At 71.1% G+C, this 15,117-nt stretch carries 14 protein-coding genes; 4 read left to right on the top strand and 10 right to left on the bottom strand.

Going from position 1 to position 15,117, the window contains the following annotated elements; all coding sequences use genetic code 11:
* Window positions 1–314: 314 nt before the first annotated feature.
* Complete coding sequence (locus AC07F0_RS39015; RefSeq protein WP_478984993.1) at window positions 315–584, bottom strand: helix-turn-helix domain-containing protein; 270 nt, start codon at window positions 582–584, stop codon at window positions 315–317.
* Window positions 585–657: 73 nt separating this feature from the next.
* On the opposite strand from AC07F0_RS39015, the gene AC07F0_RS39010 reads away from it, so the two are divergent.
* Both AC07F0_RS39010 and AC07F0_RS39005 read left to right on the top strand, forming a co-directional pair.
* Window positions 658–1,041 carry a hypothetical protein gene (locus AC07F0_RS39010; protein ID WP_478984992.1) on the top strand — a complete coding sequence of 128 codons (384 nt, stop codon included), beginning with the start codon at window positions 658–660 and terminating at the stop codon, window positions 1,039–1,041.
* Window positions 1,042–1,201: 160 nt separating this feature from the next.
* On the top strand, window positions 1,202–1,612 hold the full coding sequence (locus tag AC07F0_RS39005) for a VOC family protein (RefSeq protein ID WP_436730286.1): 411 nt from the start codon (window positions 1,202–1,204) through the stop codon (window positions 1,610–1,612).
* A gap of 47 nt (window positions 1,613–1,659) precedes the next feature.
* Here the strand turns inward: AC07F0_RS39005 and AC07F0_RS39000 are convergent, their stop codons facing one another.
* Together AC07F0_RS39000 and AC07F0_RS38995 are read right to left on the bottom strand one after the other, a co-directional pair.
* The gene (locus tag AC07F0_RS39000) at window positions 1,660–3,018 is read right to left on the bottom strand and encodes an MFS transporter (protein ID WP_478984990.1); all 1,359 of its coding nucleotides are present in this window, start codon (window positions 3,016–3,018) and stop codon (window positions 1,660–1,662) included.
* A 193-nt stretch (window positions 3,019–3,211) separates the two neighbouring features.
* Entirely contained in the window at window positions 3,212–3,883 is a 672-nt protein-coding gene (locus AC07F0_RS38995) for a TetR/AcrR family transcriptional regulator (RefSeq protein WP_478984988.1), read from the bottom strand.
* Window positions 3,884–4,024: 141 nt separating this feature from the next.
* On the opposite strand from AC07F0_RS38995, the gene AC07F0_RS38990 reads away from it, so the two are divergent.
* A complete protein-coding gene (locus tag AC07F0_RS38990; protein WP_478984987.1) occupies window positions 4,025–4,900 on the top strand; it encodes a shikimate dehydrogenase in 876 nt (291 codons plus the stop codon).
* 14 nt (window positions 4,901–4,914) lie between these two features.
* Window positions 4,915–6,711 carry a bifunctional sugar phosphate isomerase/epimerase/4-hydroxyphenylpyruvate dioxygenase family protein gene (locus tag AC07F0_RS38985; protein WP_478984985.1) on the top strand — a complete coding sequence of 599 codons (1,797 nt, stop codon included), beginning with the start codon at window positions 4,915–4,917 and terminating at the stop codon, window positions 6,709–6,711.
* On the opposite strand, the gene AC07F0_RS38980 is transcribed toward AC07F0_RS38985, so the two are convergent.
* From AC07F0_RS38980 to tal, 7 genes are all read right to left on the bottom strand, one after another.
* Window positions 6,698–8,164 (bottom strand): membrane-associated oxidoreductase, encoded by a 1,467-nt coding sequence (locus tag AC07F0_RS38980; protein WP_478984983.1) that lies wholly within the window; start codon window positions 8,162–8,164, stop codon window positions 6,698–6,700. The genes AC07F0_RS38985 and AC07F0_RS38980 overlap by 14 nt on opposite strands.
* 73 nt (window positions 8,165–8,237) lie before the next feature.
* Window positions 8,238–8,825 (bottom strand): histidine phosphatase family protein, encoded by a 588-nt coding sequence (locus AC07F0_RS38975; RefSeq protein WP_478984981.1) that lies wholly within the window; start codon window positions 8,823–8,825, stop codon window positions 8,238–8,240.
* A gap of 3 nt (window positions 8,826–8,828) precedes the next feature.
* A complete protein-coding gene (gene gnd / locus AC07F0_RS38970) occupies window positions 8,829–9,713 on the bottom strand; it encodes a phosphogluconate dehydrogenase (NAD(+)-dependent, decarboxylating) (RefSeq protein ID WP_436730279.1) in 885 nt (294 codons plus the stop codon).
* A 1-nt stretch (window position 9,714) separates the two neighbouring features.
* A complete protein-coding gene (gene pgi / locus AC07F0_RS38965; protein WP_478984980.1) occupies window positions 9,715–11,379 on the bottom strand; it encodes a glucose-6-phosphate isomerase in 1,665 nt (554 codons plus the stop codon).
* Window positions 11,372–12,307: a glucose-6-phosphate dehydrogenase assembly protein OpcA gene (gene opcA, locus AC07F0_RS38960; RefSeq protein ID WP_354744699.1), complete on the bottom strand. Its 936-nt coding sequence runs from the start codon at window positions 12,305–12,307 to the stop codon at window positions 11,372–11,374. The genes pgi and opcA overlap by 8 nt, the downstream gene beginning before the upstream one ends.
* Window positions 12,304–13,971 carry a glucose-6-phosphate dehydrogenase gene (zwf, locus tag AC07F0_RS38955; RefSeq protein WP_478984979.1) on the bottom strand — a complete coding sequence of 556 codons (1,668 nt, stop codon included), beginning with the start codon at window positions 13,969–13,971 and terminating at the stop codon, window positions 12,304–12,306. Before zwf ends, opcA begins: the two co-directional genes overlap by 4 nt.
* Complete coding sequence (gene tal / locus AC07F0_RS38950) at window positions 13,968–15,113, bottom strand: transaldolase (RefSeq protein WP_478984978.1); 1,146 nt, start codon at window positions 15,111–15,113, stop codon at window positions 13,968–13,970. Before tal ends, zwf begins: the two co-directional genes overlap by 4 nt.
* Window positions 15,114–15,117: the final 4 nt, after the last annotated feature.

The following is a 15,117-nucleotide window of genomic DNA, read 5'->3' as shown; positions in this document are numbered from 1 at the left end:
GCCCTGAAACTTTCCCTGCCTCCGAAGAGATGCACGGGAAATTTTCCGCAAACCGGGCGGACATATGGGGGTGATCTACGGCAATCTGGGCGGCGTGCAAAGCAAACCGGACTGGCGACTACCGCCACCCCGAAACCTCAAGTTCCGCTCAGCTCCCGCGGAACCGCATTGGATCGGCTCTGCCGGTGACAGCGTGCAGGCACGTGAAAACGTCACACCGGTCAGTCCTGAGCCTCCCTGGGGCGGTCGAGACCGGTACGGATGTGCGATGTCCGGGACCTGGACCATCCACCCCAGGGCTGAGGATCGCTCCTTCACGCCGCCCACCGCAAGGTCCGCGCGCACACGGTCGCCGGTGAGACGCCGAACAGCGGGGCGAGTTGGCGCATTGTGAGGTTGGTACGCCAGTACGCCGCGACCCGTAGGGCCCGGTCCTCCAGCGGCAGGCTCCAGGGTCGGCCCTTGCGGACCGGGTCCGCGCTTTCGCGCCGTAACGCGGTGATCAGCTTGTTGAACTGCCGCGGGCTCAGCCCGCTGAACGGGGCTATCCAGGACGGCTCCGACGCCGTGATGACACCAGCCACGGCGAGATCATTTCAGTTGCCGTCGCTCTTTCCTGAGGCCGATCCTAGGCGCTCGGTCAACGAGGAGGACATCGTGGGGCTCGTTGTGTTCCCAGGAGACGACGACAGCAGCAGCCCGGACGTGTCCTGGTCCTACACCGGCTTCGGAGTGTTCCGGCGGTGGCTGGCCCAGGCCGAGGGGTTGGCACTCGACGAGATGCACGGCTTCGGTGGACAGCGCCCCTGGAACGACGTCTCCACCACCCTGGCACCACTCCTCAATCATCCCGACGACGACGGCCCTGACCTCACGCCGCTCCAGTGCGCTGCAATCCTGCCCCGCCTGCAGGAGATCGCCGACCAGCCTCAAGAGGGAAGCATCGACCCGCCCTTCCAGCGGAACATCAACAACGCCCGCCAATTGGTGGTCGTCCTGCAGCTCTGCATCGACAAGGACGTCGACCTCCTCTTCGGCTGACGTCGGCCAGGGTCAATGGCTCACTGTGACAGCAGTTACGGGACAGCCCTTAGGTTCCGGGTCGCAGGACCGATGGCCGATGTCAGGCGGCGGCCGGCTTCCTAGGCTGCGAGGCGGGTCGCCGCCGCAACAGACCTGGACGCCACGAGAAGAGGTCGCCATGCCCGTGAACGGTCGCAGTCACATCCGGATCGCCCGTCCCTCCCGCGACCTCGCGGCGGCCGAGCGGTTCTGGCGCGAGGGGCTCGGGCTGAGTGTCGTGTGGCGGTCCGAGGGCGGATCCGCACCGGGCCACCACGACCTGCTGATGCTCGGCTGGCCCGACGCCGACTGGCATCTGGAGCTCGTGCACGAGCCGGCCCGGCCGGTGGAGCCCCGCCCCACCGAGGAGGATCTGCTGGTCGTCTACGCCGACGACCCGGTCCCGGACGACCTGATCGCCCGCCTGGAGCGGCACGGCGGCAAGCGGGTCGAATCCCCCAACCCCTACTGGAACGAATGGGGCGTCACCATCGAGGACCCCGACGGCTATCGCCTGGTGCTGTGCCGTCGGGCCTGGTCCAACAGCTGACGGGACCCCGCCGGGCCCGTGAGGGCCCGGCGGGGAGTGGCCCGGGATCAGGCCGTCACCTTCTCCGGCTCCGTGGCCGCCCGGGCCGGGCGCACGCCCAGCGCCTGGGTCGGAACCCGGTGCGTCTCGCGGGCCGACAGCGCGGCGATGACCGGCGGCACGCACAGGGCCGCCGTGAACAGGGCCACGGCCGACCAGTCGTCGCCGCCCGGCCCGGCGATCCGCGCGGCGAACGTCACCGCGAAGCCGGCCGCCGCGAAGCCGATCTGCGTGCCGATGGCCACCCCGGACAGCCGGACCCGGGTCGTGAACATCTCGCCGTAGAAGGCGGGCCACACGCCGTTCGCGGCGCTGTAGACCACGCCGAAGCAGACGATGCCCAGCACGAACGTCAGCGCGTACGAGCCCGTGGAGACGGCCCACAGGTACAGGAACATCGTCACCGCGCTGCCGGCCGCGCCGATCAGGAACACCGGGCGGCGGCCGATCCGGTCGGACAGGGTGGCCCACAGCGGGATCGCGGCGAGTGCGACGAGGTTGGCCAGGGCGCCCACCCACAGCATGGCCGTGCGTGACATGTTGACCGCGTCGCTCGTGGCGTACGCCAGCGCCCACACCGTGAAGATGGTGCTGACCGAGGCGATGAGCGCGCCCCCGATCACCCGCAGTACGTCCGCCCAGTGCTCGCGCAGCAGCACCACCAGCGGCAGTTTGACGACGCCCTGCTCGGCGGCCTGCCGGGCGAAGGCCGGGGTCTCGTCCAGCCTGCGCCGGATGACCCAGCCGACGACGGCGACCGCGACGCTCAGCCAGAACGGCACCCGCCAGCCCCAGGACAGCAACTGGTCCTCGGGCATCGCGGCGACCGGGATGAAGACCAGCGTGGCCAGCAACTGGCCGCCCTGCGTGCCGCTGAGGGTGAAGCTGGTGAAGAAGCCGCGCCGGCCCGGCGGCGCGTGTTCCAGTGTCATGGAGTTGGCGCTGGCCTGTTCGCCCGCCGCCGAGATGCCCTGGAGCACCCGGCACAGCACCAGCAGGACCGGGGCGAGCGTGCCGACCTGGTCCCTGGTCGGCAGACAGCCGATGAGGAACGTCGACAGGCCCATCAGCATCAGCGTGAAGACCATGATCTTCTTGCGGCCGAGCTTGTCGCCGAAGTGCCCGAGGACCAGGGCGCCGACCGGGCGGGCGGCGTACGCGACGCCGAACGTGGCCAGCGACAGCAGGGTCGCGGTGGCCGGGTCCGACTCGTCGAAGAACACCTCGGGGAAGATCAGCGCGGCGGCGCTGCCGTAGATGAAGAAGTCGTAGTACTCCAGCGCGCTGCCGATCCAGGCGGCGGTCGCGGCTTTCCTGGGCTGACCGGGCGGGGCTGCGGCCCCTGGGGGCGTGGCGGGGACGGACACGGCGGCTCCTTTGGCGGCTCCACCATAGGCGGAGTGAACAGAAGGACGAGGTGAACAGAAGGACGAGCGAAGGGGGAGGTGCCGGATCGCGGCTAATTAACCCACTGGGTAGTTAGTAGGCGGTGGCTAGGGATGCTGCGCCGGTGTGCCGTCAGTGTCAAGGGGTCGTGCGCCGGGTCTTCGGCGCCGGTCTTCAGCCGGCCGCGCGTTCCGCCGTCAGATAGGCGATCACCATGTCGCCCAGCATGGTGCGGTAGTGCGCGCGCTGCGCCGGGTCGACGAGGTCGCGGCCGAACAGCGCGCCGAAGGTGTGCCGGTTGGAGACCCGGAAGAAGCAGAAGGAGGAGATCATCGCGTGCAGGTCGACGGCGTCGACCTCCGCCGTGAACAGCCCTGACCTGCGGCCTTCCTCCAGGATGCGGCGGATCACGTCCAGGGCGGGGGAGCCGATCCTCGCCAGCTTCTCGGAAGCGGCGATGTGCTGGGCCTCGTGGATGTTCTCGATGCTGACCAGGCGGATGAAGTCCGGGTGCTGCTCGTGGTGGTCGAAGGTCACCTCGGCCAGCCGGCGGATGGCCGCCACCGGATCCAGGTGCTCGACGTCGAGCCGCTGCTCGGCCTCCCGGATCACGCCGTAGGCCCGTTCCAGCACGGCCGTGAACAGCTGTTCCTTGCCGCCGAAGTAGTAGTAGATCATCCGCTTCGTGGTGCGGGTGCGGGCGGCGATCTCGTCCACGCGGGCCCCGTCGTAGCCGGCCCGGGCGAACTCCTGCGTGGCGACGTCGAGGATCTCGGCCTGGGTGCGGGCGGCGTCACGGACACGCTCGCGCTCGCCAGGACGGGCCGGTTCGTCGACGCTTGTCATCAGGTTCCTTCGGGCGGAGGGGCCGGTGCCGGTGATTCTAGGAGCAGGGGCCGGATCCCACCGGGGTCTTCCTGTGGTCGAGCGCGGCTGATATAGCTAACGTACTAGTTCGTACATTAGAGAGCCGCTCGGGAGGCCCGTGTGCCCAAGGACTCGTATCTCGTCGGACTGATCGGTTCCGGTATCGGCCCGTCGCTCAGCCCGGCACTCCACGAGCGGGAGGGCGACCGGCAGGGCCTGCGCCTGCTGTACCGGCTGATCGACATCGACCCGCTCGGGGTGCCGCCCGAGGCGGTGGGCGATCTGGTGCGGGCCGCCCGTGACCTGGGGTTCGACGGGCTCAACATCACGCACCCCTGCAAACAGCTCGTCATCGAGCACCTGGACGCGCTCGCCCCGCAGGCCGAGGCGCTGGGCGCGGTCAACACCGTCGTCTTCGAGGACGGCCGCGCCGTCGGCCACAACACGGACGTCACCGGATTCGCCGCGTCCTTCGCGCGCGGGCTGCCCGACGCCCCGCTGGAGCGGGTCGTGCAGCTGGGCGCCGGTGGCGCGGGTGCGGCCGTCGCGCACGCCCTGCTCACCCTCGGCGCCGAGCGGGTCACCGTCGTCGACGCCCTGCCCGAACGGGCCGCCGCCCTGGCCGCCGTCCTGAACCGCGCCTTCGGCCAGGAACGTGCCGCCGCCGCGGCCCCGGACCGGCAGGCGCGGCTGCTCGCGCAGGCCGACGGCATCGTCCACGCCACGCCCACCGGCATGGCGTCCCACCCCGGCCTGCCGCTGCCCGCCGGACTGCTCCACCCCCGGTTGTGGGTCGCCGAGGTCGTCTACCGCCCGCTGGAGACCGAACTGCTGCGCACCGCCCGCGCGCTGGGCTGCGCCACCCTCGACGGCGGCGGCATGGCCGCCTTCCAGGCCGCCGACGCGTTCCGCCTGTTCACCGGACGGGAACCCGACGCCGCGCGGATGCTGGCGGACCTGACCGAACTGGCCGGAGCCGTAGGGGCATCGAACTGAAGAGAGGAACCGACGTGCGTACGTCCATCGCCACCGTCTCCCTCAGCGGATCCCTCACCGAGAAGCTCACGGCCGCCGCCCGGGCCGGCTTCGACGGGGTGGAGATCTTCGAGAACGACCTGCTGGCCAGTCCCCTCACCCCCGAGGAGATCCGCGCCCGCTGCGCCGACCTCGGCCTCGCCATCGACCTGTACCAGCCGATGCGGGACATCGAGGCCGTCCCCGAGGACGAGTTCGCCCGGAACCTGCGGCGGGCCCGGCACAAGTTCGAGCTGATGCGCAGGCTCGGCACCGACACCGTCCTCGTCTGCTCCAGCGTCTCCCCGCGGGCGGTGGACGACGACGCCCTCGCCGCCGAGCAGCTGAGCCGGCTCGCCGGCACGGCCCAGGAGTTCGGCATCCGGGTGGCCTACGAGGCCCTGGCCTGGGGGCGGCACGTCAGCACGTACGACCACGCCTGGCGCATCGTCGAGTCGGCCGGGCATCCCGCCCTCGGTACCTGCCTGGACAGCTTCCACATCCTCTCGCGTGGCTCGGACCCCAAGGGCATCGAGGACATCCCCGGCGAGAAGATCTTCTTCCTCCAGCTCGCCGACGCCCCGCTGCTCGCCATGGACGTCCTCCAGTGGAGCCGCCACTACCGCTGCTTCCCCGGCCAGGGCGGCTTCGACGTCGCCGGCCTGCTGCGGCACGTGCTGCACACCGGCTACGACGGCCCGCTCTCCCTGGAGGTCTTCAACGACGTCTTCCGGCAGGCCGAGGCCGGCCCGACCGCCGTCGACGCCCGGCGTTCCCTGCTGGTCCTCCAGGAGTCGGTGGGCCGGGCCGCCCTGCCCGAGCCCGTCGTCCCCACCGGCGTCGCCTTCGCCGAGCTGGTCACGCCCGACGCCGAACCCCTCACCGCCCTGCTCGGCGCCCTCGGCTTCACCCGCACCGCCCGCCATCGCGGCAAGCCCGTCGCCCTGTGGGAGCAGGGGGACGCCCGGATCCTCGTCAACACCGGGCCGATGGTCCGCCGCGACGGCACCCAGCTCGCCGCCGTCGGGCTGGAGTCACCGGACCCGGCCGCGGCGGCCCGGCGTGCCGAGGCGCTGCTGGCCCCCGTCCTGCCGCGCCGCCGGGCACCCGAGGACGCCCCGCTCGACGCGGTCGCCGCTCCCGACGGCACGGAGCTCTTCTTCTGCGCCACCGGCCGTGCGGGCCTGCCCGACTGGCGGGCCGACTTCGAGGACACCGCCCCGGCACCCGCGCCCGCGACCGTCCGCGGCATCGACCATCTCGCCCTCACCCAGCCCTGGCACCACTTCGACGAGGCGGCCCTCTTCCACCACGGTGTGCTCGGCCTGCACGCCCAGGAGAGCGTGGACGTCGCCGACCCCTACGGCCTGCTCCGCAGCCGCGCCGTCACCAACACCGACGGCAGCGTCCGGATCGCCCTCACCGTCGGCCCCGCGCCCACGGACGACACCGTCCACGCCCAGCACATCGCCCTGGCCACCGACGACGTGGTCGCCTCGGCCCGCCGCTTCCGGGACGCCGGCGGCGCTCTGCTGCCCGTCCCGGCGAACTACCACGACGATCTCGCCGCCCGCTTCGAGTTCGCCGACGGCGAGCTGGAGACCTACCGCGACCTCGGCATCCTCTACGACCGCGACGCCCACGGCGCCTTCCGCCACTGCTACACCCGCACCGTCGGCCGCGTCTTCTTCGAACTGGTCCAGCGCGACGACGGCTACCGGGGCTACGGCGCCCCGAACGCCCCCGTCCGGCTGGCCGCCCAGCACGCGGCACGGGCACTCACTGGCGGCTGACCGAGCGGGTGATGCCGGTGACGACCGTCGTGGCCAGGATCCAGCCCGTGAGCACCAGGGTGTAGGAGAGCCACTGGTACCCGCCGGTCGGTGCGAACGCGCCCTCCTGCCCGAAGGAGATCACCGGCAGCAGCAGGTCGAGCGTGTAGAAGACCGGGTTGAACTGCGGGGCCTCGTCCGCCTTCAGCGGCTGGGGGTGGTGCAGCGCGTAGGTCAAGGAGCCGATCACCAGCAGCGACACCAGCCAGCCGGCGGCGCGCAGGGGCCGGAAGCCGTAGCCGACGGCCGCGTCCTGGACGTAGCCCCACAGCCGGCCGTACCACGGCAGGGTTGCGCGGCGGCGGCGCTGCTTGGCGAGCTGGACGACGCGGGCGGCGTCGTCGTCGCCGATCCGGCGGTAGGCCGCGGTCAACTGCTCGTAGGCGTGCGGGACATAGCCCTCGCGGTCCCGCTCCAGCATCGCCAGGCGCCGCTCGGCGGGTTCGTGCGGGGTGAGGGAGGCGTAGACGAGGCTGTTGAGCAGGACCTCGTCGGGGACCACGTCCGGTTCGAGGAACAGGACCTCCAGCTGGGCGCGGCGCAGGTTGAGGGCGCCCGTCATGGGCGGGCTCCTGCGCAGCCAGAGTTCCCCGACGGTGCAGCTGCTGGCGCGCAGTGCCGTGTCACCGGGGTTCGCCAGGCGGGCGTGGGAGAGGTCGAGGCGGCCCGCGATCCGGGCGCCGCGCAGGCCGATCCAGCCGAGGACGTCCACGTCGCGCAGCAGGACGTCGCCCTCCACCGTGAGCGTCTCCGCGTCAAGGGCGGCCGCACCGGTACCGGCCTCCAGCCGCGCCCCGTTCAGATCGATCGTCCCGGCGACCGAGGCACCCGTCAGGCGCACTTCGCCGCGGGTGCGCAGGTCCTGCGCCGACAGGCCGTCGCCGATGGTCACGTGGTTGAGCTGGAGCGCGGGCTGATCGATGGGCCGCTCGTCGATCTCGGCCCTGTCCATGAACAGCGCCCCGGAGATCTGTGCCCCGCCGAGCCGGACGGGCCCCTCGAACAGGCAGTCCGACAGGCGCAGCACGCCGTCCACGCGGAGGGTGGCTGCGTCCAGCCCGGGCAGGGCGGATTCGCGCAGGTTCAGCTGCCGCAGCCGCGCCCCGTACAGGACGGGGACGTCCTCGAAGTAGCAGCCGCTGAGGCGCACGGCGCGGTCGACCTCTGAGTACTTGAGGTCCAGCACGCCCGTGATCCGCGCGCCCGCCAGCCGGAGGGCGGCCGTCTCCCCGTCCTCCTGCGGTGCGCCCAGCAGCAGGGCCCGCACCACGGCCGCCCGTACGGTCCGTTCGGGTCCCCAGTCCGCGCCCCGCGCCGGGTCCTCGTCCGCCGAGCCCCGGAAGTCCACGTCGTCCCCGCGCGGAAAGGCCCGCCACACCCGCTCCTCGGCGGGTGTCATGTCCTCGATCTCCATCAGCGGGGACTCTGACGGGCCCGGCCGGAGGCTGTCAACTCACCTCCGGCCGGGGCTGGTTACGCGGTGCTGTTCACGCCCTGGTGTTCCACTCCGCGATCACGGGCCGCCCGTGCTCGGTCGACAGCCGGCAGACCGTGCCCGTCTCCAGCCGGAACAGCCGGCCCTCCGACGGCGGCAGGCCCAGCCGGCGGGCCGTCAGGACGCGGAGGAAGTGGCCGTGCGCCACCAGCAGTACATCGCCCTCGGGCAGCGCGTCGGCCACCCGGGACAGCACCCGGTCGGCGCGCTCGCCGACCTCCTCGGGGGACTCGCCCGGCTTGCCGTCGGGGCCGGGCGGACCCCCGTCCGTCCACAGGTCCCAGTCGGGCCGGGTGCGGCGTATCTCCTCGGTGGTGACACCCTCGTAGGCGCCGTAGTACCACTCGTGCAGGTCCGCGTCCCGCACGGTCCCCGTCAGGCCCGCGAGTTCGGCGGTGCGCACCGCGCGGCCCAGCGGGCTGGTGAGGACCAGCGCGAAGGAACGGCCCGCCAGGAGCGGAGCCAGCGACTTGGCCTGCTCCTCGCCGTGCGGGGTGAGGGGCAGGTCGGTGAAGCTGGTGTGCTGTCCGCTCCGGCTCCACTCCGTCTCGCCGTGGCGGACCAGCAGCAGATCTCCCACGTCCTACGCCTTCTTCGCGGACTCGACGGCGTGGCCGCCGAACTGGTTGCGCAGCGCCGCGATCATCTTCATCTGCGGAGAGTCGTCCTGCCGGGAGGCGAACCGGGAGAACAGGGAGGCGGTGATCGCGGGCAGCGGCACGGAGTTGTCGATCGCGGCCTCCACGGTCCAGCGTCCCTCGCCGGAGTCCTGGGCATAGCCCCGCAGGCCCTCCAGGTGCTCGTCCTCGTCGAGCGCGTTGACCGCGAGGTCCAGCAGCCAGGACCGGATGACGGTGCCGTCCTGCCAGGAGCGGAACACCTCGCGGACGTTGTCCACGGAGTCGACGGCCTCCAGCAGCTCCCAGCCCTCGGCGTAGGCCTGCATCATCGCGTACTCGATGCCGTTGTGGACCATCTTCGCGAAGTGCCCGGCGCCCACGCTGCCCGCGTGGACGAAGCCGTACGGGCCCTCCGGCTTGAGCGCCTCGAAGATCGGCCGGAGCCGGTCGACGTACTCCTTCTCGCCGCCGACCATCAGGGCGTAGCCGTTCTTCAGGCCCCACACGCCGCCGGAGACGCCCGCGTCGACGAAGCCGATGCCGCGCTTGCTCAGCTCCTCGGCGTGCTTCTCGTCGTCCGTCCAGCGGGAGTTGCCGCCGTCGACCACCGTGTCGTACGGCTTGAGGAGGTCCGCCAGACGGTCGATGACGTGCTGGGTGGGGTCGCCGGCCGGGACCATGACCCAGACCGTGCGCGGGGCCTCCAACTCGTTGACGAGGTCGGCCAGGCTGGCGACGTCGGACTTGTCCGGGTTGGTGTCGTAGCCGATGACGGTGTGGCCGGCGTTGCGCAGGCGCTCGCGCATGTTGCCGCCCATCTTGCCGAGACCCACAAGACCGATCTGCATGTCAGTTCACTTCCCGAAGATTGCGGTAGGCGGCCACCAGCGCGGCCGTGGACGGATCGAGACCGGGGACGTCTGCGCCCTCGGTCAGGGCGGGCTCGACGCGCTTGGCGAGTACCTTGCCGAGCTCGACGCCCCACTGGTCGAAGGAGTCGATGTTCCACACCGCGCCCTGCACGAACACCTTGTGTTCGTAGAGGGCGACCAGCTGGCCGAGGACCGACGGGGTCAGTTCGGTGGCCAGGATCGTCGTGGTGGGGCGGTTGCCCTGGAACGTGCGGTGCGGCACCTGCTCCTCGGGCACACCCTCGGCCCGCACCTCGTCGGCGGTCTTGCCGAAGGCGAGCGCCTGCCCCTGAGCGAACAGGTTGGCCATCAGCAGGTCGTGCTGTGCCTTCAGTTCGTCGCCCAGCTCGGCGACGGGCTGCGCGAAGCCGATCAGGTCGGCCGGGATCAGCTTGGTGCCCTGGTGGATCAACTGGTAGTAGGCGTGCTGCCCGTTGGTGCCGGGCGTGCCCCACACGACGGGCCCTGTCTGCCACTGCACGGGACGGCCGTCGCGGTCCACCGACTTGCCGTTGGACTCCATGTCGAGCTGCTGGAGGTAGGCGGTGAACTTCGACAGGTAGTGGCTGTACGGCAGCACCGCGTGCGACTGGGCGCCGTGGAAGTTGCCGTACCAGATGCCGAGCAGGCCCATGATGAGCGGCGCGTTGGCCTCGGCGGGGGCGTTGCGGAAGTGCTCGTCGACGATGCGGAAGCCGTCGAGCATCTCCCGGAAGCGGTCCGGGCCGATCGCGATCATCAGGGACAGGCCGATCGCGGAGTCGTACGAGTAGCGGCCGCCGACCCAGTCCCAGAACTCGAACATGTTGTCGACGTCGATACCGAAGTCGGTGACCTTCCGGGCGTTCGTGGACAGCGCCACGAAGTGCTTGGCGACCGCCTTCTCGTCACCGCCCAGCCCTGCCAGCAGCCAGGAGCGCGCCGAGGTCGCGTTCGTGATGGTCTCGATCGTGGTGAAGGTCTTGGACGCGACGATGAACAGCGTCTCGGCCGGGTCCAGGTCGCGGGTGGCCTCGTGGAGGTCGGCGCCGTCCACGTTCGACACGAAGCGGAACGTCAGCTCCCGGGCGGTGAACGGCCGCAGCGCGTCGTAGGCCATCGCCGGGCCCAGGTCCGAGCCGCCGATGCCGATGTTGACGACGTTGCGGATCCGTTTGCCGGTGTGCCCGGTCCACTCACCCGAGCGCACCCGGTCCGCGAAGGCGGCCATCTTGTCGAGCACGGCGTGCACACCCGGGACGACGTTCTCGCCGTCGACCTCGATGACGGCGTCCCGCGGGGCGCGCAGCGCGGTGTGCAGTACGGCCCGGTTCTCGGTGACGTTGATCTTCTCGCCGCGGAACATGGCGTCGCGCTGCCCGAACACGTCGGTGGCGGTGGCCAGCTCCTGGAGCAGGGCCAGCGTCTCGTCGGTGACCAGATGCTTGGAGTAGTCGATGCGCAGGTCGCCGACGTGCACGACGTAGCGCTCGGCGCGTCCCGGATCCGCGGCGAACAGCTCTCGCAGGTCCGGCTGCGGCAGGGCGTCCGCGCGGTGGTCCTCCAGAGCGGTCCACTCGGGCCGCCGCGTGAGGCGGGGGGAGCCGGAGGGGGAGTCAGACATGAGCAGGGGTCTCCTCGGTTGCCTCGCCGTTCAGGGCGATGGCGTACATCTCGTCCGCGTCGAGGCGCCGCAGCTCCTCGGCGATGAGCTCGGAGGTGGCACGGACCTTCAGGGCGAGGGTGCGGGAGGGCTGGCCCGGCAGGGTCAGCGTGGCCAGCGGTCCCTCGGGGCGGTCGATGACGATCTCACCGTTCTCCGTGCCCAGCCGGACCGCCGTCACGACCGGCCCGGCGGTGACCACCCGGTCGACCCGGACGTGCAGCCGCGCCTCCAGCCAGCGGGCCAGCAGCTCGGCGGCCGGGTTCTCGGCCTCGGCCTCGACGGCCGCCGAGATCACCTTCGCGCGGGCCTGGTCCAGCGCCGCCGCCAGCATCGAACGCCAGGGCGTCAGCCGGGTCCAGGCGAGGTCGGTGTCACCGGGCGCGTAGGAGCGGACCCGGGTCTCCAGCATCTCCAGGGGGTTCTCCACCGCGTACAGGTCGGTGATGCGCCGCTGGGCCAGCGCCCCGAGCGGGTCCTTCGAGGGCACCTCCGGCGCCTCCATCGGCCACCACACCACCACCGGCGCGTCCGGCAGCAGCAGCGGCAGCACCACCGAGTCGGCGTGCTCGGACACCTCGCCGTAGGTCCGCAGCACCACCGTCTCGCCGGTGCCCGCGTCGGCGCCGACCCGGACCTCGGCGTCCAGCCGGGACTGGGTGCGGTCGCGCGGCGTGCGGGCGTGCCGCTTGATGACGACCAGGGTGCGCGAGGGGTGCTCGTGCGAGGCCTCCTCGGCCGCCTTGATCGCGTCGTAGGCGTTCTCCTCGTCCGTGACGATCACCATCGTCAGGACCATGCCCACGGCGGGCGTGCCGATGGCGCGGCGGCCCTGCACCAGCGCCTTGTTGATCTTGCTTGCCGTGGTGTCGGTCAGGTCGATCTTCATGGCCTGCGCCAGCTCCGTCCGTCTCGTGCGAGCATCTCGTCGGCTTCCGCGGGTCCCCAACTGCCCGAGGCGTACTGCGCGGGCCGGCCGTGCTTGGCCCAGTACTGCTCGATCGGGTCGAGGATCTTCCAGGACTCTTCCACTTCCTGGTGACGGGGGAACAGGTTGGCGTCGCCCAGGAGGACGTCCAGGATCAGCCGTTCGTACGCCTCGGGGCTCGATTCGGTGAACGACTCGCCGTAGGCGAAGTCCATCGTCACGTCGCGGATCTCCATCGACGTACCCGGCACCTTGGAGCCGAACCGCACCGTCATGCCCTCGTCCGGCTGGACGCGGATGACGATCGCGTTGGAGCCCAGCTCCTCGGTGGCGGTGGAGTCGAAGGGGGAGTGCGGAGCCCGCTGGAACACCACCGCGATCTCCGTCACCCTGCGGCCCAGGCGCTTGCCGGTGCGCAGATAGAACGGCACACCCGCCCAGCGGCGGTTGTCCACCTGGAGCTTGATCGCGGCGTAGGTGTCGGTCGAGGAGGCCTGGTCGATGCCCTCCTCCTCCAGATAGCCGCGGACCTTCGTGCCGCCCTGCCAGGCCGCCGCGTACTGCCCGCGCACGGTGTGCCGGCCCAGGTCCTCCGGCAGCCGTACGGCCCGCAGCACCTTCAGCTTCTCGGTGAGCAGCGACGCCGCGTCGAAGGCGGCGGGTTCCTCCATCGCGGTGAGCGCCATCAGCTGGAGGAGGTGGTTCTGGATGACGTCACGGGCGGCACCGATGCCGTCGTAGTACCCCGCGCGGCCGCCGATGCCGATGTCCTCGGCCATGGTGATCTGCACATGGTCGACATACGACCGGTTCCAGATCGGTTCGAACATCTGGTTGGCGAAGCGCAGCGCCAGGATGTTCTGGACGGTCTCCTTGCCCAGGTAGTGGTCGATACGGAAGACCTGCTCCGGGTCGAACACGTCGTGCACGATCGCGTTCAGCTCGCAGGCGCTGTCGAGGTCGTGTCCGAACGGCTTCTCGATGACCGCACGGCGCCAGGAGCCCCCCTGGGCGTCGGCCAGCTTGTGCTTCTTCAGCTGCTGGACGACCTTGGGGAAGAACTTCGGCGGCACCGAGAGGTAGAAGGCGTAGTTGCCGCTGGTGCCCCGGGAGGCGTCCAGCTCCTCGACGGCGGAGCGCAGCTGCTTGAACGCCGTGTCGTCGTCGAAGTCACCCGGGATGAACCGCATGCCCTCGGCGAGCTGCTGCCAGACCTCCTCGCGGAAGGGGGTCCGCGCGTGCTCCCGGACCGCGTCGTGCACCACCTGCGCGAAGTCCTGGTCCTCCCAGTCCCGGCGGGCGAAACCCACCAGCGAGAAGCCCGGCGGCAGCAGGCCGCGGTTGGCCAGGTCGTACACGGCCGGCATCAGCTTCTTGCGGGACAGGTCACCGGTCACACCGAAGATGACGAGCCCGGACGGGCCCGCGATCCTGGGCAGACGACGGTCGCGCGGATCGCGCAGGGGATTGGCGAAGTCGGTGCCGGCGTACCGCGGGCGCGGCACGGCCCGGCCGCTCACCCCGGTCTGCTCCACCCCGGCGGACTCCTGCGCCGCCCGGGCCTCCTTGTCCTCCTTGGTGCCGATGGTCTCCTGCTCGGCCGTCTGGGGGATTCCCTCAGTCATTCCGCGTCAACTCCCTTGCTGTTCAAGGACTTGGTGACCGCGTCCAGCAGGTCCTGCCAGGCCACCTCGAACTTGGCGACGCCCTCGTCCTCCAGTTGCCGCACCACCTCGTCGTAGGAAATGCCGAGCCGCTCGACGGCCGCCAGGTCGGCACGCGCCTGGGCGTAACCGCCGGTGACGGTGTCGCCCTGGACGTCACCGTGGTCGGCGACGGCGTTCAGCGTGGCCTCCGGCATGGTGTTGACCGTGCCGGGGGCGACCAGTTCGTCCACGTACAGGGTGTCCTTGTAAGCGGGGTCCTTCACACCGGTGGAGGCCCAAAGGGGGCGCTGCCGGTTCGCGCGGGCACCGCCCAGGGCCTGCCAGCGCGGCCCGGCGAATACCTGTTCGTACGCCTCGTAGGCGAGCCGCGCGTTGGCCAGGGCCGCCCTGCCCTTCAGGGCGAGGGCCTCGTCCGTGCCCAGCAGCGTCAGCCGCTTGTCGATCTCGGAGTCGACCCGGGAGACGAAGAAGGACGCGACCGAGTGGATGGCCGCCAGGTCGTAACCGGCCGCCTGTGCCTGCTCCAGGCCGGCGAGGTAGGCGTCCATCACCTCGCGGTAGCGCTCCAGCGAGAAGATCAGCGTCACGTTCACGCTGATGCCCGCGCCGATCACCTCGGTGATCGCCGGCAGGCCGGCCTTCGTCGCCGGGATCTTGATCATCACGTTGGGGCGGTCCACCAGCCAGGCCAGCTGCCGGGCCTCGGCGACGGTCGCCGCCGTGTCGTGGGCCAGTCGCGGGTCGACCTCGATGGACACCCGGCCGTCCCGCCCGCCGGTGGCGTCGTACACCGGCCGCAGGACATCGGCGGCGGCCCGGACGTCGGCCGTCGTCATCATCCGGACGGCCTCGTCGACGGTGACGCCCCGCACCGCCAGGTCGGCGAGCTGCTCCTCGTAGCCCGCGCCGGAGCCGATGGCGGCCTGGAAGATGGACGGGTTGGTGGTGACGCCGACGACGTTCCCCGTCGCCACGAGCCCGGCCAGGCTGCCGGACTCGATCCGCCGGCGGGACAGGTCGTCCAGCCAGATCGACACGCCCTCGTCGGACAGGCGCTTGAGTGCTCCCGCGTTCGCGGTCGCTTCGGTCACAGTGATCATCTTC

It is taken from the genome of Streptomyces sp. NPDC045955, assembly GCF_056430805.1.
Note: the sequence above shows the minus strand (reverse complement) of the source record. Positions and strands in the feature narration are given on the sequence as shown.